At 72.2% G+C, this 15,332-nt stretch carries 10 protein-coding genes and 1 pseudogene; 8 read left to right on the top strand and 3 right to left on the bottom strand.

Annotated features, from left to right (window positions below; translation table 11 throughout):
• Positions 1–240: 240 nt before the first annotated feature.
• The 3 genes from rsgA (at position 241) to ACFVZW_RS22880 (ending at position 3,351) form a co-directional block, all read left to right on the top strand.
• A complete protein-coding gene (rsgA, locus tag ACFVZW_RS22870; protein WP_384524095.1) occupies positions 241–1,374 on the top strand; it encodes a ribosome small subunit-dependent GTPase A in 1,134 nt (377 codons plus the stop codon).
• A gap of 95 nt (positions 1,375–1,469) precedes the next feature.
• Complete coding sequence (locus ACFVZW_RS22875; RefSeq protein ID WP_384524098.1) at positions 1,470–2,888, top strand: bifunctional transcriptional activator/DNA repair enzyme AdaA; 1,419 nt, start codon at positions 1,470–1,472, stop codon at positions 2,886–2,888.
• Between the two features lie 4 nt (positions 2,889–2,892).
• A complete protein-coding gene (locus ACFVZW_RS22880; protein ID WP_384524100.1) occupies positions 2,893–3,351 on the top strand; it encodes a GNAT family N-acetyltransferase in 459 nt (152 codons plus the stop codon).
• On the opposite strand, the gene ACFVZW_RS22885 is transcribed toward ACFVZW_RS22880, so the two are convergent.
• The 3 genes from ACFVZW_RS22885 to ACFVZW_RS22895 form a co-directional block, all read right to left on the bottom strand.
• The gene (locus ACFVZW_RS22885) at positions 3,323–3,724 is read right to left on the bottom strand and encodes a PPOX class F420-dependent oxidoreductase (RefSeq protein ID WP_384524103.1); all 402 of its coding nucleotides are present in this window, start codon (positions 3,722–3,724) and stop codon (positions 3,323–3,325) included. The two genes, ACFVZW_RS22880 and ACFVZW_RS22885, sit on opposite strands and share 29 nt — an antisense overlap.
• A 56-nt stretch (positions 3,725–3,780) precedes the next feature.
• Positions 3,781–4,263: a DUF456 domain-containing protein gene (locus ACFVZW_RS22890; protein WP_384524106.1), complete on the bottom strand. Its 483-nt coding sequence runs from the start codon at positions 4,261–4,263 to the stop codon at positions 3,781–3,783.
• 81 nt (positions 4,264–4,344) lie between these two features.
• Positions 4,345–5,328: a helix-turn-helix domain-containing protein gene (locus ACFVZW_RS22895; protein ID WP_384524109.1), complete on the bottom strand. Its 984-nt coding sequence runs from the start codon at positions 5,326–5,328 to the stop codon at positions 4,345–4,347.
• Between the two features lie 232 nt (positions 5,329–5,560).
• Between ACFVZW_RS22895 and ACFVZW_RS22900 the strand changes: the two genes are divergently transcribed.
• From ACFVZW_RS22900 to ACFVZW_RS22920, 5 genes and pseudogenes are all read left to right on the top strand, one after another.
• Positions 5,561–9,322, top strand: a complete 3,762-nt coding sequence (locus ACFVZW_RS22900; protein ID WP_384524112.1) for a S8 family serine peptidase — start codon at positions 5,561–5,563, stop codon at positions 9,320–9,322.
• 109 nt (positions 9,323–9,431) lie between these two features.
• On the top strand, positions 9,432–10,850 hold the full coding sequence (locus tag ACFVZW_RS22905; protein WP_384524115.1) for a protein phosphatase 2C domain-containing protein: 1,419 nt from the start codon (positions 9,432–9,434) through the stop codon (positions 10,848–10,850).
• A 27-nt stretch (positions 10,851–10,877) separates the two neighbouring features.
• Positions 10,878–12,620: a pyruvate dehydrogenase gene (locus ACFVZW_RS22910; protein WP_384524118.1), complete on the top strand. Its 1,743-nt coding sequence runs from the start codon at positions 10,878–10,880 to the stop codon at positions 12,618–12,620.
• Between the two features lie 124 nt (positions 12,621–12,744).
• Positions 12,745–14,736, top strand: a complete 1,992-nt coding sequence (locus tag ACFVZW_RS22915) for a calcium-binding protein (RefSeq protein WP_384524121.1) — start codon at positions 12,745–12,747, stop codon at positions 14,734–14,736.
• Positions 14,737–14,830: 94 nt separating this feature from the next.
• Positions 14,831–15,247: pseudogene (locus tag ACFVZW_RS22920) on the top strand (ATP-binding protein); the annotation flags it as partial.
• Between the last annotated feature and the right edge of the window lie 85 nt (positions 15,248–15,332).

Below are 15,332 nucleotides of genomic sequence, written 5' to 3' on the forward strand. Positions count from 1 at the left end.
AAATGCGTGGCGCTTCCGGGGGAGCCTCGTTAAGGTGTGATCGTTCTTGCGGACCGGCCGGTAGGCCGGCCGTGACCGCCGCTCTGCGCGAACCAGGAGGTGTGACCGATGGCTGTCATGACGACGGGCGCCGCCCTCATTCAGAAGTTCATCAACTCCACCTCCGTGGCCGCCGGCTGACCTTCCTCCTTCCGCGTCCGTGTGACGCGTGCCGGGGCCACCCTTGTGAAGGGTCACCCCTTGTCTTTCGCCTCTCTTCAGGCATCCATCTCCACCTCCGCGCACCCGCTCGCCCCGTACGGCTGGGACGACGACTGGGCGGACGCTTTAGCTCCGTACGCCGCGCAAGGACTGCTGCCCGGCCGTGTGCTGCGGGTCGACCGCGGTCAGTGCGACGTGGTCACCCCCGTCGGCATCGTCCGCGCCGACACCGAGTTCGTCGTTCCCCACGACCCGCTGAAGGTCGTCTGCACGGGGGACTGGGTCGCCGTCGACGCGGCCGGCGACCCCCAGTACGTCAGGACGCTGCTGCCGCGCCGCACGGCGTTCGCGCGATCCACCTCGTCCAAGCGGTCCGAGGGGCAGATCCTCGCCGCCAACGTCGACCACGCGATCATCACGGTCTCGCTCGCCGTCGAGCTGGACCTCGGCCGTGTGGAACGCTTCCTCGCCCTGGCCTGGGAGTCCGGCGCGCAGCCCCTGGTCGTGCTCAGCAAGGCCGACCTCGTCCCCGACCCGGTGGGCCTCTCCTACCTCGTGGAGGACGTGGAGTCCGTGGCGCCGGGGGTGCAGGTGGTGCCGGTCAGCTCGCAGACCGGCGAGGGCCTCGACGTGCTCGCCGCGGTCGTGTCCGGCGGGACCAGCGTGCTGCTCGGGACCTCCGGCGCCGGGAAGTCCACGCTCGCCAACACCCTCCTCGGCGAGGACGCGATGGCCGTCCAGGCCGCCCGTGACGTGGACGGCAAGGGCCGCCACACCACGACCACGCGCAACCTGCTCGTGCTGCCCGGGGGCGGCGTCCTCATCGACACCCCCGGTCTGCGCGGCGTCGGGCTCTGGGACGCCGAGACAGGCGTCGGCCAGGTGTTCTCCGAGATCGAGCAGCTGGCCGAGGAGTGCCGCTTCCACGACTGCGCCCACGAGGCGGAACCGGGCTGCGCCGTGGCGGCGGCGGTCGAGGACGGCACGCTGGCGGTGCGCCGCCTGGAGAGCTACCGCAAGCTCCTGCGCGAGAACCAGCGCATCGTCGCCAAGACGGACGCCCGGCTCCGCGCCGAGATGCTCAAGGACTGGAAGCGCAAGGGCGCGGAGGGCCGTGCGGCGATGGAGATCAAGCGTGGCGGTCGCGCGCGGGAGTCGCGGAACGGCTGGTAGCCCAGGCCGGTGACCTCGTGCGGGTGATCACATGCGGACGGCCGTTCCCGGCCGTCCGGGTCGGCCGTCCGGCAGGGGAGCCCCAGGGCAGCGCGATGTCCGAAAACCGCCAGCCGAGCACCCGGGGCTCCCGCACACTGGATGGCGTGAGCGACCACGACACCAGCGAGGACACCCGGTACGAGGCGGTCAGCAGCCGCGACGCCCGGTTCGACGGCGCGTTCTTCTTCGCCGTCGAGACGACCGGGATCTACTGCCGGCCCAGCTGCCCCGCCGTGACGCCCAAGCGGAAGAACGTCACGTTCTTCCCCACCGCGGCCGCCGCCCAGGGCCACGGCTTCCGGGCCTGCCGGCGCTGCCGCCCCGACGCCGTGCCCGGGTCGGCCGAGTGGAACGTCCGCGCCGACGTCGTCGGGCGCGCCATGCGGATGATCGGGGACGGGGTCGTCGACCGGGAGGGCGTGCCCGGTCTCGCCGGGCGCCTCGGCTACAGCGCCCGGCAGGTCCAGCGGCAGCTCACCGCCGAACTCGGCGCGGGCCCCGTCGCCCTCGCCCGCGCCCAGCGGGCCCACACCGCCCGGCTGCTCCTGCAGACCACTGGGCTCCCGATCACGGACATCGCCTTCGCCTCGGGGTTCGCCAGCGTGCGTCAGTTCAACGACACGATCCGCCGCATCTACGCCCGTACCCCCTCCGAACTGCGCACCGAGTCCGGCACCGGCGCGGGACCCCGTACCGCCCTGGTCGCCGGGGTGCCGCTGCGGCTGGCCCACCGCGGCCCGTACGCCGCACGCGAGGTCTTCGACCTGCTCGCCGCCGAGGCGCTGCCCCACGTCGAGGAGGTGCTCGGCGCCCCCGGCACCCGCACCTACCGCCGTACGCTCCGCCTCCCGTACGGCACCGGCATCGTCTCCGTCGACGAGCGCTCCGGCGGGCCCTGGCTGGACGCCCGGATCCACCTCACCGATCTGCGCGACCTCACCACCGCCGTCCAGCGGCTGCGCCGTCTGCTCGACCTGGACGCCGACCCCTACGCCGTCGCCGAGCGCCTCGGCGCCGATCCCGAACTCGCCGCCCGGGTCGCCGCCCGTCCCGGCGTACGGTCGCCGGGCGCCGCCGATCCGGTGGAGTTCGCGGTACGGACCGTGGTCGGCCCGGAGGAGGCGGCGCGGCTGGTGGCGGCGCACGGCACGCCGCTGGACAGCGCCTGCGGCACGCTCACCCACGTCTTCCCCGAGCCCGCGGCACTCACCGCCCACCCTGTCGCCGGGCGCCTCGCGGCAGCGCTCGCCACCGGGGCCGTACGCCTCGATCCGGGCGCCGACCGTGACGAGGCGGAACGTGCCCTGCAGACCGTTCCCGGCGTCACCGCCGCGCAGGCCGCCCTCATCCGGATGCGCGCCCTCGGCGACCCCGACGTCGTCCCGGAGGGCGCACCGGACGCCGAAGCGTGGCGGCCCTGGCGGTCGTACGCCCTGCGGTACCTGGAGCTCGATCCCGCACCGGCAGAATGAGCTCATGATCACCAATGAGCACCGGATCGGCATCGGCCCGCTGGCACCGGACGACCGTGACGCCTGGGAGCGACTCTTCCGCGCGTACATCGACTTCTACGGCCGCAGCGAGCCCGACGCCATGTACGAGCGGGCCTGGACGGCCTTCCGGGACGGCACCCGGCTGCATGCCCTGGCCGCCCGGCTCGACGGCCGGATCGTCGGCTTCACCCACTTCTTCGTCCACCCCAACACCTCGGGGCCGGACGTCTGCTACCTGCAGGACCTGTTCACCGACCCCGAGGCGCGCGGCAAGGGGGTCGCCCGCGCCCTGATCGCCGCCGTGACGGAGTGGGCGCGGGAGCGCGGCTGTGACCGGGTCTACTGGAACACCCAGGAGTCCAACGTCACCGCCCGCCGGCTCTACGACCAGGTGGCCCGGAACACTGGCTTCATCAGGTACCAGATCGATCTTCCGGCGTAGTCGCGAGCCCCCAGCTGTGGATCCTGCGGGGGTGGATCCGGATGACCTGCTCGCTGAAGTGCGGGCCGAGCTCGTGCGGTCCGACCAGCAGCTCGGCCACCCCTCGGATCTCCACCCCGCGCACCCGCCAGGGCCGCACGCTCGCCAGATCGTCGACGACCAGCGCCACCTTGGGGTTCGTCTGGAGGTTGCGCCACTTCTTCGAGCGGCCCATCGCGAGACCGCCCACCAGCACCGTGCCGTCCTCCTGCGGGAAGAAGCCGACGGGGTTGGCCTGCGGCTGGCCGTCGGGATCGACCGTGGCCATCCGGGCCAGCCGCTGGGTCCGCAGATAGGCGCGCTCGTCCTCGCTGAATCCCTCGAAATCCCTCATGAGACCAGGGTCGCGCGCCGACCGGGCCCGGTGCGTCGGCGATCCGTCCTAGGACCTCAGCCCCAGATCACCGCGCCGAACCACGCCCCGACGATCAGCAGGCAGGAGAACAGCTCCACGAGAATGCTCGTCCCGGCCGCGCGCATCACCGTCCGGGTGGAGGCCCTGGCCTGGCCGTGGCCGCCGAGGCGGAGCCGCTCCGAGAGGTAGATGCCGCCGATGAAACCGGGGATCGCGCCGAGCACGGGGATCAGGAAGAAGCCGAGGAACGCGCCGACACCGGCATAGGTCACCATCCGCGGGGTGATGCCGACCCCGCGGATCCGGCGCTGCGGCAGCTGCCACACGACCACCTGGGTGAGCAGGAGCAGCGCCGTCGAGGAGACGAGCAGGATCCAGGCGAGCCCGCTCTGCTCGTTCAAGGACCACCAGAGCATGGCTGCCCACACCAGCCACGGCCCGGGCACGCCGGGAGCCAACACCCCGAACAGGCCGAGCAGCATGACCATCGCGACGAGCAACAGCTGCCACACACCCATCTGCCAAGCGTGCAGGACCGATGATCTTCTCGCAGGTCGCAGGGTACGTACGGGGGGCCGGAGGGCCACCCGGGCGCGGGATCACCCCCGCGCCACCCACCCCTTCTCGTACGCATGCCAGCCCAGCTGGAGCCGGGTCGTCACGCCCGACAGCTCCATCAGGCCCTTCACACGGCGCTGCACCGTGCGCAGGCCCAGGTCGAGCTGCTTGGCCACGCTCGCGTCCGTCATGCCGGCCAGGAGCAGCGAGAGGATCTCCAGGTCCGTCACGTCGGGACCCGGCACCTCGGTCTCCGTGACCTGCGCGCCCGCCCCGAGCCGCAGCGGCAGCGCGTCGCGCCAGACCGCCTCGAAGAGACCCATCAGGGACTCCAGGAGCCCGCTCGAGTGCACCACGAGCGCCGCCGGCTCCGCCCCCCGGCCCGTCAGCGGGACCATCGCCAGGGCCCGGTCCGCGACCACCAGCTTGGTGGGGACCCGGTCCACCACGCGGATCTGCTCGTCACGGCCGAGCGCGGCCGACAGCTCGATGATCCCCGTCGGCAGGGTCAGCACCTCCCGCTCGATGACCACCCGGTAGGACACGCCCCGCCCGGCCACCAGCTCCTCCGCGTCGTTCTCCATCCCGGAGACCGCGATCGGCTTGCCCGTCACCAGCGCGCAGACCTCGTCGGTCGCCCCCAGCTGGAGCTGGAGGAAGCGGTGGGTGACGGCGCTCGCGCCCGTCACCACCTCCACCAGGTCGTGGACGGCCGGCTCCGCGGCCTCCGCGCGGTACTCCTCGGCGAGCAGCGCCGCCGCGAGCTCCGCCTGCTCCAGCTCGTGGCGCTGCTGGGTGAGGAGCGCCCCCAGCGCCACCCCCGGCGGCGCCGCGACCCACCGCCCGGTCCGTGCCGAGGACTGCGCGGCCAGTCCCTGCGACTCCAGGCGCCGCAGCGCCCGCTCTGTGTCGGTCTCGGGCAGGGCGAGCCGGTGCGCGAGGTCCGTCACCTCGGCCGCGCCGAGCGCGACGAGCGCGCGGTACGCCGACTCCTGCCGTTCGTCGAGACCTATCGCTCCCAGCATCGCTGCCCCACCCCTCGCCGGACGTCCTGGGACGTCCCGGACATTCCCTGGACGTTTACCGGACGCATTCGTTCCGTTGGTGCTGTGGCGGGAATCGGCCACGACGCATTCCCGCCGCGCACATCATCCCTGCACCACCCTCACCTCTGCCAATGTGGCGGCACCGCAGCACCAACAGCCTCCGGACAAGGGCCCTTTGCCTGCCTATGCCCGGAATCAGATGGGGAGAGCGATGCGCCCGATTTCGCGTACGGCCCTGGGGGCGGCGACCGCCGCCGTCCTGGCCGTCACCGCGGTCGCGCCGTCCACGGCAGCCGCGCCGCAGGACGACACGACCGGCAATCGACCGCTGGTCGGCAGCGAGGCCCAGGCCCGCGCCGGGGAGCGGACCGCCACCGTCACGCTGGTCACGGGTGACCGGGTCCTCGTCACCCGCGACGCCGCCGGGAACCCGGCCGCCGCCGCTCTGCCCCGCGAGGACGGGACGGTGCCCTTCGTCCAGACCCGCCGCTCGGGACAGGACCTGTACGTCTACCCCGAGGGCGCCACCACCGCCCTCGCCGCGGGCCGTGTCGACGAGGAACTCTTCAACGTCACCGGTCTGATCCGGCAGGGCTACGACGACGCCGGCACCAAGACGCTCCCCCTGATCGCGGTCTACGGCTCCGACCTCGCCCGCTCCGTCCCGGCCGCCCCGCGCGGCGCCCAGCGCGGCCAGGTCCTCAAGGCCGTCGACGGGGTCGCCCTCAAGGCCGACAAGAAGCAGGCCGCCGCGTTCTGGGCGGACGTGAACACCCCCGCCGCCCGCTCCGCCTCCGGTCTGAAGAAGCTCTGGCTCGACCGCAAGGTCGAGGCCACCCTGGAGCGCTCGACCAAGCAGGTCCACGCGCCCGAGGCCTGGGCCGCGGGCTTCGACGGCAAGGGCACCAAGGTCGCCGTCCTCGACACCGGCGCCGATGTCGAGCACCCCGACCTCAAGGGCCGGGTCGTCGCCTCGGAGAACTTCACCGACTCCGACACCGCCGACGACCGCCAGGGCCACGGCACCCACACCATCTCCACCGTCGGCGGCTCCGGCGCGGCGAGCGACGGCAAGAAGAAGGGTGTCGCGCCCGGCGCGGAACTCCTCAACGGCAAGGTCCTCAACGACTCCGGCTCCGGCGCCACGTCCTGGATCATCGCGGGCATGGAGTGGGCCGTGGCCCAGGGCGCGGACGTCGTCTCCATGAGCCTCGGCAACCCCGCCGAGACCGACTGCACCGACCCGATGAGCATCGCCGCCGAGGAACTCGCCCAGAACGAGGGCACGTTGTTCGTCGTCGCCGCCGGCAACACGGGCCCCTCCCTCAACACGGTCTCCTCGCCCGGCTGCGCGCCGAGCGTCCTCACCGTCGGCGCCACCGACCGAGACGACTCCACCGCGTACTTCTCCAGCCGCGGCCCGACGACCCTCGGCCACACCCTCAAGCCGGAGATCGCGGCCCCCGGCGTCGGCATCTCCGCCGCCGCGGCCGGCGGCCGCGGCGTGTACGCCTACCAGGGCATGTCCGGCACGTCGATGGCCACCCCGCACGTCGCGGGCGCCGCCGCCATCGTCAAGCAGCGCCACCCCGACTGGACGGCCCAGCAGATCAAGGCCGCGCTCGTCTCCTCCGCCCAGAGCGACGTCCCCGGGGACGTACGCGAGGTCGGTGGCGGCCGCCTCGACGTCAAGGCCGCGATCGACCAGACGGTCCTCGGCGCCGACGCCGTCCAGGGCGGCACCTTCAACTGGCCCCAGGACGACAGCGACCGCACCTCGGTCTCCGTCCCCTACACCAACACCTCCGGCAAGGCCGTCACGCTGACGCTCGCCGTCGAGAAGGTCACCGGCAACGACGGCTCCCGCGTCCGGTCCTCGGTCGCCCGCCTCGGCAAGCGCACGGTCACCGTCCAGGCCGGCGCGACCGTCGAGGTCCCGCTGCACCTGGACCCGGCCGCCCAGCTGGAGCGCGCCCAGTACGGCGACGTCACCGGCCGCGTGGTCGCCACCGCGCCCGGCGGCGTCCACGTCTCGACGCCGTTCTCGCTCTACGTCCAGCCCGAGACGGTCACCCTGCGGGTCAAGCTGATCGACCGTCAGGGCAAGCCCGCCACCGGCGCGTCGTCCCTCGACGTGATCGGCACCGACACCGCGAGCGGTGAGCGCCGCTTCAACGAGGGTGCGACCGACCAGGTGTACCGGCTGCGCCCCGGCAGCTACTTCCTCTCCTCCTTCGTCACCACCCCCGATGCCGGCGAGGGCGCCACACTGACCGACTCCCTCAGCTACCTGGGCCGCCCGCAGCTGGAGGTGAAGAAGGACACCACCGTCGTCCTCGACGCCCGCAAGGCCCACGAGCTGTCGGTGAAGACCGACAAGCCCGGTGAGCAGCGCGGCACCACCCTGGCCTTCTCCCGCTCCTGGGACGACACCTGGCTGCACGCCGGCACGGCCGCGGGTACCCGCTCGATCCGCGGCTACTACGCCTCGGTCGAAGGCCGCGCCGACGAGGGCGACTTCGAGTTCGGCAGCTACTGGCGCACCGCCGCACCGCAGATCGCCGAGGTGAAGACGGGCGACGGCACGGTCCTGCACCCGTACACGACCTCCCTCGGCTCCGACAACCTCGACGGCACCGGCTCCGCCCGGCTCGTCGACGCGGGCACCGGAACTCCCGAGGAGCTGACCGCCGCCGGCGTCCAGGGCCGCGTCGCCCTGGTCCACATCCCGGACACCTCCAGCGTCGTGGCCACCGTCGCACGGAACGCCAAGGCGGCGGGCGCCGTCGCGGTCCTGGTGTACCGGACCTCGCCCGTCCGCTGGATCCCGACCGCGGGATTCGCGGGACCCGGGCTCCCGGTCCTCGCGATCGGCTCCGCCGAGGGCGCGGCGCTCCTGACCAAGCTCTCCGCCGGCGAGGTCACCCTCTCCTGGAAGGCCAAGGCCAAGAGCCCGTACCTCTACAATCTCGCCTTCCCCGAGGCCGGTTCGATCCGCGACGACAAGACCTACCGGGTCCGGGACGGTCAGTTGGGCCGTACCGAGTCCACCTACGGCTCCATGGGCGTCGCCACCGACTTCATCGACAACGCGGCGGCATACCGGCCCGACGGAACGTCCGTCTACTTCGGTGCCATCGAGCCGGTCCCGGCGCCGGGCACCCGGACGGAGTACTACACGCCCGGGGACACCCAGTGGGACCAAGTGCTGTCCTCCAGCTTCCCGTTCGGCGAGTTCATGATCGGGTCCAAGCGCGCCTACAAGGCGGGGGAGAAGCGTACGGAGCGCTGGTACGACGGCGTCGTCGCCCCGACCGCCCCGCGCGACGCGGCCGGCAAGCCGGTCCTCGTCGCCGAGCGCCAGGGCAACCTCATCGGATTCGCCGACTCGATGTGGGGCGACAGCACCCACTACGCCGAGCAGGGTTCGTTCGGTGACATCGGCGGGCTGACGCTGAGCAAGGACGGCGAGGTCCTCGGCGAGACCGGATGGCCGTTCGGGGCCTTCGAAGTCCCGTCCGAGCGCGGCACGTACACGCTCGAACAGCGGACGATGAAGATCGGCAGCAAGGTGTGGAACCGCTCCACATCCGTCAACTCGGTCTGGAAATTCACCTCTCAGGCCGACGAGAGCGTCTACTCTCAAGGCATCCCGATTCTCTTCCCCCGGTACACCCTTCCGGAGGACGGACTCAAGACCCTCGCCGCGTCCGACGGCCAGAAGATCGGCCTCACCGCGACGGGTCACGCGGGCTATCAGGTAGCCGCGCTCACCTCGGCCAGGCTCTCGTACTCCTATGACGGAGGCACGACCTGGACGGAGGCGCAGGTCTCGCAGCAGGGCGGTGCGTGGACCGCGACCGTGAACCACGCGGGCGCGGCCGGCAAGCCGGTCACCCTGAAGACCGAACTGACGGACGCCAACGGCAACTCCGTCACCCAGACCGTGGTCCGCGCTTACGACGTGCGCTGATCACGCCGGTCCGCCGGGCGTCCTTCCCGTGGGGGGTGGGGTCGCCCGGCGGACCTCTTTTTTCGTCATGTCCCGTTTTCTGGCTGCCTGCGCGGTGGACAATAAGGGCATGACTCAGCAGGGGGACAACTGGTGGGACAAGCTCTACGACGACGCGGCACCGGACACGGCGCCGGCCGCGACGGGTGACACACTCGACGACCGCTTCGACTCGGCGTCACAGGCGACACGCCCTGGGGCACAGCCGCCGCCCCGCGCCCCCTGGGAGCCCCTTGACGACCCGGCCCCCGGCCCCCGCGCCTTCCCGCCACCCCCGGCGCCCCCGGCCCCGGCCTCCCCGCCTCCGCCTCCGACGTCCGCCGGGCAGCCGCCCGACGCGGTGCTGCCTCCGCCCCAGGCCCCACCTGCACCAGAGGCGCCCGCCGCCCCACCCGCCCCACCCGCGCCGCCAGAGCCCGCCGCCCCACCCGCGCCGGAGCGGCGCCCCGCGTCCGACCGCCCGGAGGGCGACACCGTCCCGGACGCCACCCGCCCGCCCGTGCCCCGTCCCCGTACCGCCCACATCGGCACCAGACCGCCCACCTACGAGCCCGAGCCCACCGCATTGCCCGCCGCCCGGCCCGACGAGCTCCTCGATCTGGTCGCCGACACCGTCCTCGACGGTGCCCGCTACGGCGCCTACACCCTGCGTGCCGCCTCCCTGCGCGGCGACTCCGCCCGCTATCGCGGCGACCCACGAAGAGACGCCCTGCTCACCGCCCGCTTCGGCCACGCCGAGGCCGCGCTCGTCCTCGTCGCCGTGGCCGGCGGCGCCCGCACCGCCGACGCCGCCCACCTCGCCGCCGCCGACGCCTGCCGCTGGATCGGCGAGGCCGTCGGCCGCAGCCACGCCCGGCTCTCCGAGGACATCCGGGCCGGCCGCCGCGGGGACCTGAAGTCGGGACTCCACCGCCTCACCGACCGCACCTTCGGCAGACTCCGCGCCCGCGCCGCCGAACTGGGCGTGGAGCCCGAGGAGTACACCGCGAGCCTGCGCTGTCTGCTCCTCTCCGCCGATCCCGACTGCCGCACCCGCGTCTTCTTCGGCATCGGCCGCGGCGGGCTCTTCCGCCTCCGCGACGGCGCCTGGCAGGACATCGAGCCGCTGATCCCCGAACCGGCCGCGCTCACCGGTGCACCCGTCGTCGGCTTCGGTTCGCCTCCCGCGGAGACGGAGGAGGGCGACCGCCACACCATGAGACTCGGCGTCCCCGGCCCCCCGGGCGCCCCTTTCGTGGAGGAATCCCTCCCGCCCCCCGCCGAACCGTTCCGCTTCCGCGCCTCCGTCGCCCGCCCCGGCGACACCCTCCTGCTCGCGTCGAACGGACTCGCCGAGCCGATGCGCGGCGAGCCCGCCCTCGCCGAGGAACTCGCCGAGCGCTGGGCCGTCCCCGAGCCGCCCGGGCTCGCCGCGTTCCTCGCCGACGTGCAGCTGAGGGTGAAGGGATACGCCGATGACCGTACAGGCGTGGCCGTCTGGGAGGCGTAACGCTTCGGCCCATGTGTTGATGGACGCATGGCCAAACAGAACGTCGCAGAACAGTTCGTCGACATCCTCGTCCGGGCGGGCGTCCAGCGGCTGTACGGAGTCGTCGGCGACAGCCTGAACCCGGTCGTCGACGCCATCCGTCGTACCCCCGACATCGACTGGATCCAGGTCCGGCACGAGGAGGTCGCCGCTTTCGCCGCCGGGGCCGAGGCGCAGATCACCGGCCGGCTCACGGCCTGCGCCGGCTCCTGCGGCCCTGGCAATCTCCACCTCATCAACGGCCTGTACGACGCCCACCGCTCGATGGCCCCCGTCCTGGCGCTCGCCTCGCACATCCCGTCGAGCGAGATCGGACTCGGCTACTTCCAGGAGACCCACCCCGACCGGCTCTTCGCCGAATGCAGCCACTACAGCGAGCTGATCTCCAACCCGCAGCAGATGCCCCGGCTGCTCCAGACGGCGATCCAGCATGCCGTCGGACAAGGCGGAGTCAGCGTCGTCTCGCTGCCCGGCGACATCGCCTCCGAGCCGGCCCCGGAGAAGGCGTGGGAGACCGCGCTCGTCACCTCCCGGCCCACCGTCCGTCCGGGGGACGCCGAGATCGACGCCCTGGTGCGGATGATCGACGCGGCCGACCGGGTGACGCTGTTCTGCGGCAGCGGCACGGCCGGCGCCCATGCCGAGGTGATGCAGTTCGCCGAGCGCGTGAAGTCGCCCGTCGGGCATGCGCTGCGCGGCAAGGAGTGGATCCAGTACGACAATCCGTTCGACGTCGGCATGAGCGGTCTGCTCGGCTACGGCGCCGCCTACGAGGCGACCCACGAGTGCGACCTGCTGATCCTGCTCGGCACGGACTTCCCGTACAACGCCTTCCTGCCCGACGACGTCACGATCGTCCAGGTGGACGTCCGGCCGGAACGCCTCGGCCGCCGCTCCACGCTCGACCTCGCCGTCTGGGGTGACGTACGGGAGACCCTGCGCTGCATCACCCCGCGCGTGCGCGCCAAGACCGACCGCCGCTTCCTCGACCGGATGCTGAAGAAGCATGCCGACTCGCTCGAAGGCGTCGTCAAGGCCTACACCCGCAAGGTCGAGAAGCACGTCCCGATCCACCCCGAGTACGTCGCCTCCGTCCTGGACGAACTCGCCGACGACGACGCCGTGTTCACCGTCGACACCGGGATGTGCAACGTCTGGGCCGCGCGCTACATCTCGCCCAACGGGCGCCGCCGCATCATCGGGTCGTTCTCGCACGGCTCGATGGCCAACGCCCTGCCGCAGGCGATCGGCGCGCAGTTCACGGACCGCTCCCGCCAGGTGATCTCGATGTCCGGCGACGGCGGATTCACCATGCTGATGGGCGACTTCCTCACCCTGGTCCAGTACGACCTACCGGTGAAGATCGTGCTTTTCAACAACTCCTCCCTCTCCATGGTGGAGTTGGAGATGCTGGTGGCCGGACTCCCTTCGTACGGGACGACCAACCGCAACCCCGACTTCGCCGCGATCGCCCGCGCGGCCGGCGCCTACGGCGTCCGCGTCGAGAAGCCCAAGCAGCTCGCGGGCGCCCTCAAGGACGCCTTCAAGCACAAGGGCCCGGCGCTCGTCGACGTCGTCACCGACCCCAATGCCCTCTCCATCCCGCCGAAGATCAGCCGCGAGATGGTGTCCGGGTTCGCCCTCTCCGCGAGCAAGGTCGTCCTGGACGGCGGCGTCGGCCGCATGCTCCAGATGGCCCGCTCCAACCTCCGCAACGTGCCCCGTCCCTGACGCCTCACTCCTGGGGGTGGAACCCGGGGTCCAGTGGGCGCAGCCCCGTCATGGCGCGACCGGGAAGGTGCTGGTGCCACAGAAGGCTGTGGGCCCCAGGTACCGACGGACGGAGTGGTCGTTCATGCCCCTGCATTCCCCAACGCGCCGGGCCGGGCGCATCGCCGCGGTCGGCGCCGCGGCCCTCGCGCTCCTCGTGAGCCTGCCCGGAGCGGCGACCGCCGCCCCCGGCGACCTCGATCCCACGTTCAGCGGCGACGGCAAGGTCATCACCGACACCGCCAACATCGAGGACAGCCGGGACGTGGTGATCCAGCCGGACGGCAAGATCGTCACGCTCGGCATCGGCTTCGACTTCGACGGCCCCAACGACTTCATCCTGGTGCGCTACAACCCCGACGGCACCCTGGACACGACCTTCGGCGGCGGGGACGGCATCGTCCACACCGACTTCGGCGGCTTCACCGACGACGAGGCCCACGCCCTGACCCTGGCGGGCCCCGGCAAGATCGTCGCGGTGGGCCGCAGCGACACCGCCGACGGCAGCCGGCCCCAGCTCGCGGCGGCCCGCTACAACGCGGACGGCTCCCTGGACACCACCTTCGACGGCGACGGCAAGGTCGTCACCAGCTTCGGCGGGACCGTCCCCACCATCGGCAACGCGGTGCTGATGGGGACCGACGACAACATCCTCATCGGCGGTTCCTACGGCGGCGACGCCATGGTGACCCGCCTCACCCCCTCCGGGGGCCTGGACGTCTTCGGCGAGGACAACTCGGGCAAGGCCGTCTTCCCCTTCGCGGGCGGCAACTCGGCGATCCACTCCCTGGCCGTGTACGGCGGGGAGACGATCATCGCGGGCGGCTCCAGCCCGGCCGGATTCGGCCTCGTGCGCCTCTACATGGAGTTCGGCGGCCGGGACGTGACCTTCGGCGACAACGGCCAGGTGTCGACCCCGTTCGGCAACGCGGTCGAGGGCGTGGAGCTCGCGGCCGGCGGCAAGATCGTCGCCGCCGGCTCCCACGGGACCGGCGTCGGCACCCAGTTCGCGGTGGCCCGTTACGACGGGAACGGCGACCTGGACCCGACCTTCGGCGGAGACGGCACGGTGACCACCGGCTTCGGCGGCAACGGCGCCGCGGGGCACGACATGGCGCTCCAGGACGACGACAAGATCGTCGTCGCGGGCGTCTCCAACGGCGACTTCGCACTCGCCCGGTTCACCACGGCCGGCTCGCTGGACACCGACTTCGGCGGCGACGGCCGGGTGACCACCGACTTCGAGGGCAACTGGGACGAGGGCCGCGCGGTGGCCCTGCAGACCGACGGCAGGATCGTCGTCGCCGGCAACGGCAGCGACAACCACGCGGTGGCCCGCTACTCGGTCACCGGCACGCCCCTGCCGCCCACCGCGGACCTGGCGGTCACCAAGACCGGACCCACCACCATCAGCATCGGTGACCAGGCCACGTACACGGTCCGGGTGACCAACCGGAGCACCACCACGACGGCCACCGGTGTCTCCGTCTCCGACACCCTCACCGGCGCCTCCGGCACCCTCCTGTCGGCCACGCCCAGCCAGGGCGGCCCCTGCACCGTGAACGCCACCACCATGAGCTGCGACCTCGGCGCCATCGCCCCGGGCGCCTCCGCCACCGTCTCCGTGGTCGCCGAACCCCGGGCCACCGGCACCCTGACCGACCGGGTGACGACGGCGGCGGCCGAGGCCGATCCGGTCCCCGCGAACAACACCGCCACCGCGACCACCACGGTGAACAACGCCCGCGGCTGCACGGTCATCGGCAGGAGCACCGGCGAAACGCTCAACGGCACCTTCGGCAACGACGTGATCTGCGCGCTCAGCGGCAACGACACGGTCAACGGAGGCGGCGGCAACGACACGGTCCACGCCGGTCCCGGCAACGACGTGGTCAACGGTGGCAACGGCGGTGACCGGCTCATCGGCCAGAGCGGCAACGACCGTCTCAACGGCGACTCGGGCAACGACAATCTCGACACCCGGGACGGCGTGACCGGCAACGACCAGGCGTTCGGGGGCCTCGGCTTCGACACCTGCACGACCGACGCGGGCGACACCCGCAACAGCTGCCCGTAGGCGCCATGTCCGTTCGGTGACGCTCCGGCATGAATGCGGGACGGTCGGTGGGGCATGCATCCCCGTGAGCCTGTTCGAGGAGAGTCGTTCCGATATGTGGGTGGGGGTTATGGCCGGGGAGGCGAGACAGCCGACTCAACTGCTCAGGAAGGTGGGATGCGCGGATCTCACCGCGGTGCCGGAGGTGCGTCATGCGTTACGAGCGATGCTACGGAAGTGGGGCGGGCCGGGGGCCTCCGACGTGGCGGAGCTGCTCACCAGTGAGCTGGTCACCAATGCGCTGATCCACACGGACCACGGCGCGGTCGTCACCGCGACCGTCGTCCCCGACAGTCTCCGGGTCGAAGTGCGCGACTTCGTCTCCGGACTGCCCGAGCCGTGGGTACCGGTCGCCGACGACGGTACGCACGGGCGGGGCCTCGTCCTGGTCCAGGAGCTCGCCGACTCCTGGGGAGTCGAGGACCACGGAGTGGGCAAGGTGGTGTGGTTCGAACTGAACGGCGGGGCCGCCAGACAGCCGGCCCCCCCCGTCGCGGGTTCTTCCCATAAAAACCGAACAGCTTCGCGAGGTCCATGAGTTTTCGTTCCAGGGAGTA

It is taken from the genome of Streptomyces sp. NPDC059567, assembly GCF_042735655.1.
GTDB lineage: Bacteria > Actinomycetota > Actinomycetes > Streptomycetales > Streptomycetaceae > Streptomyces.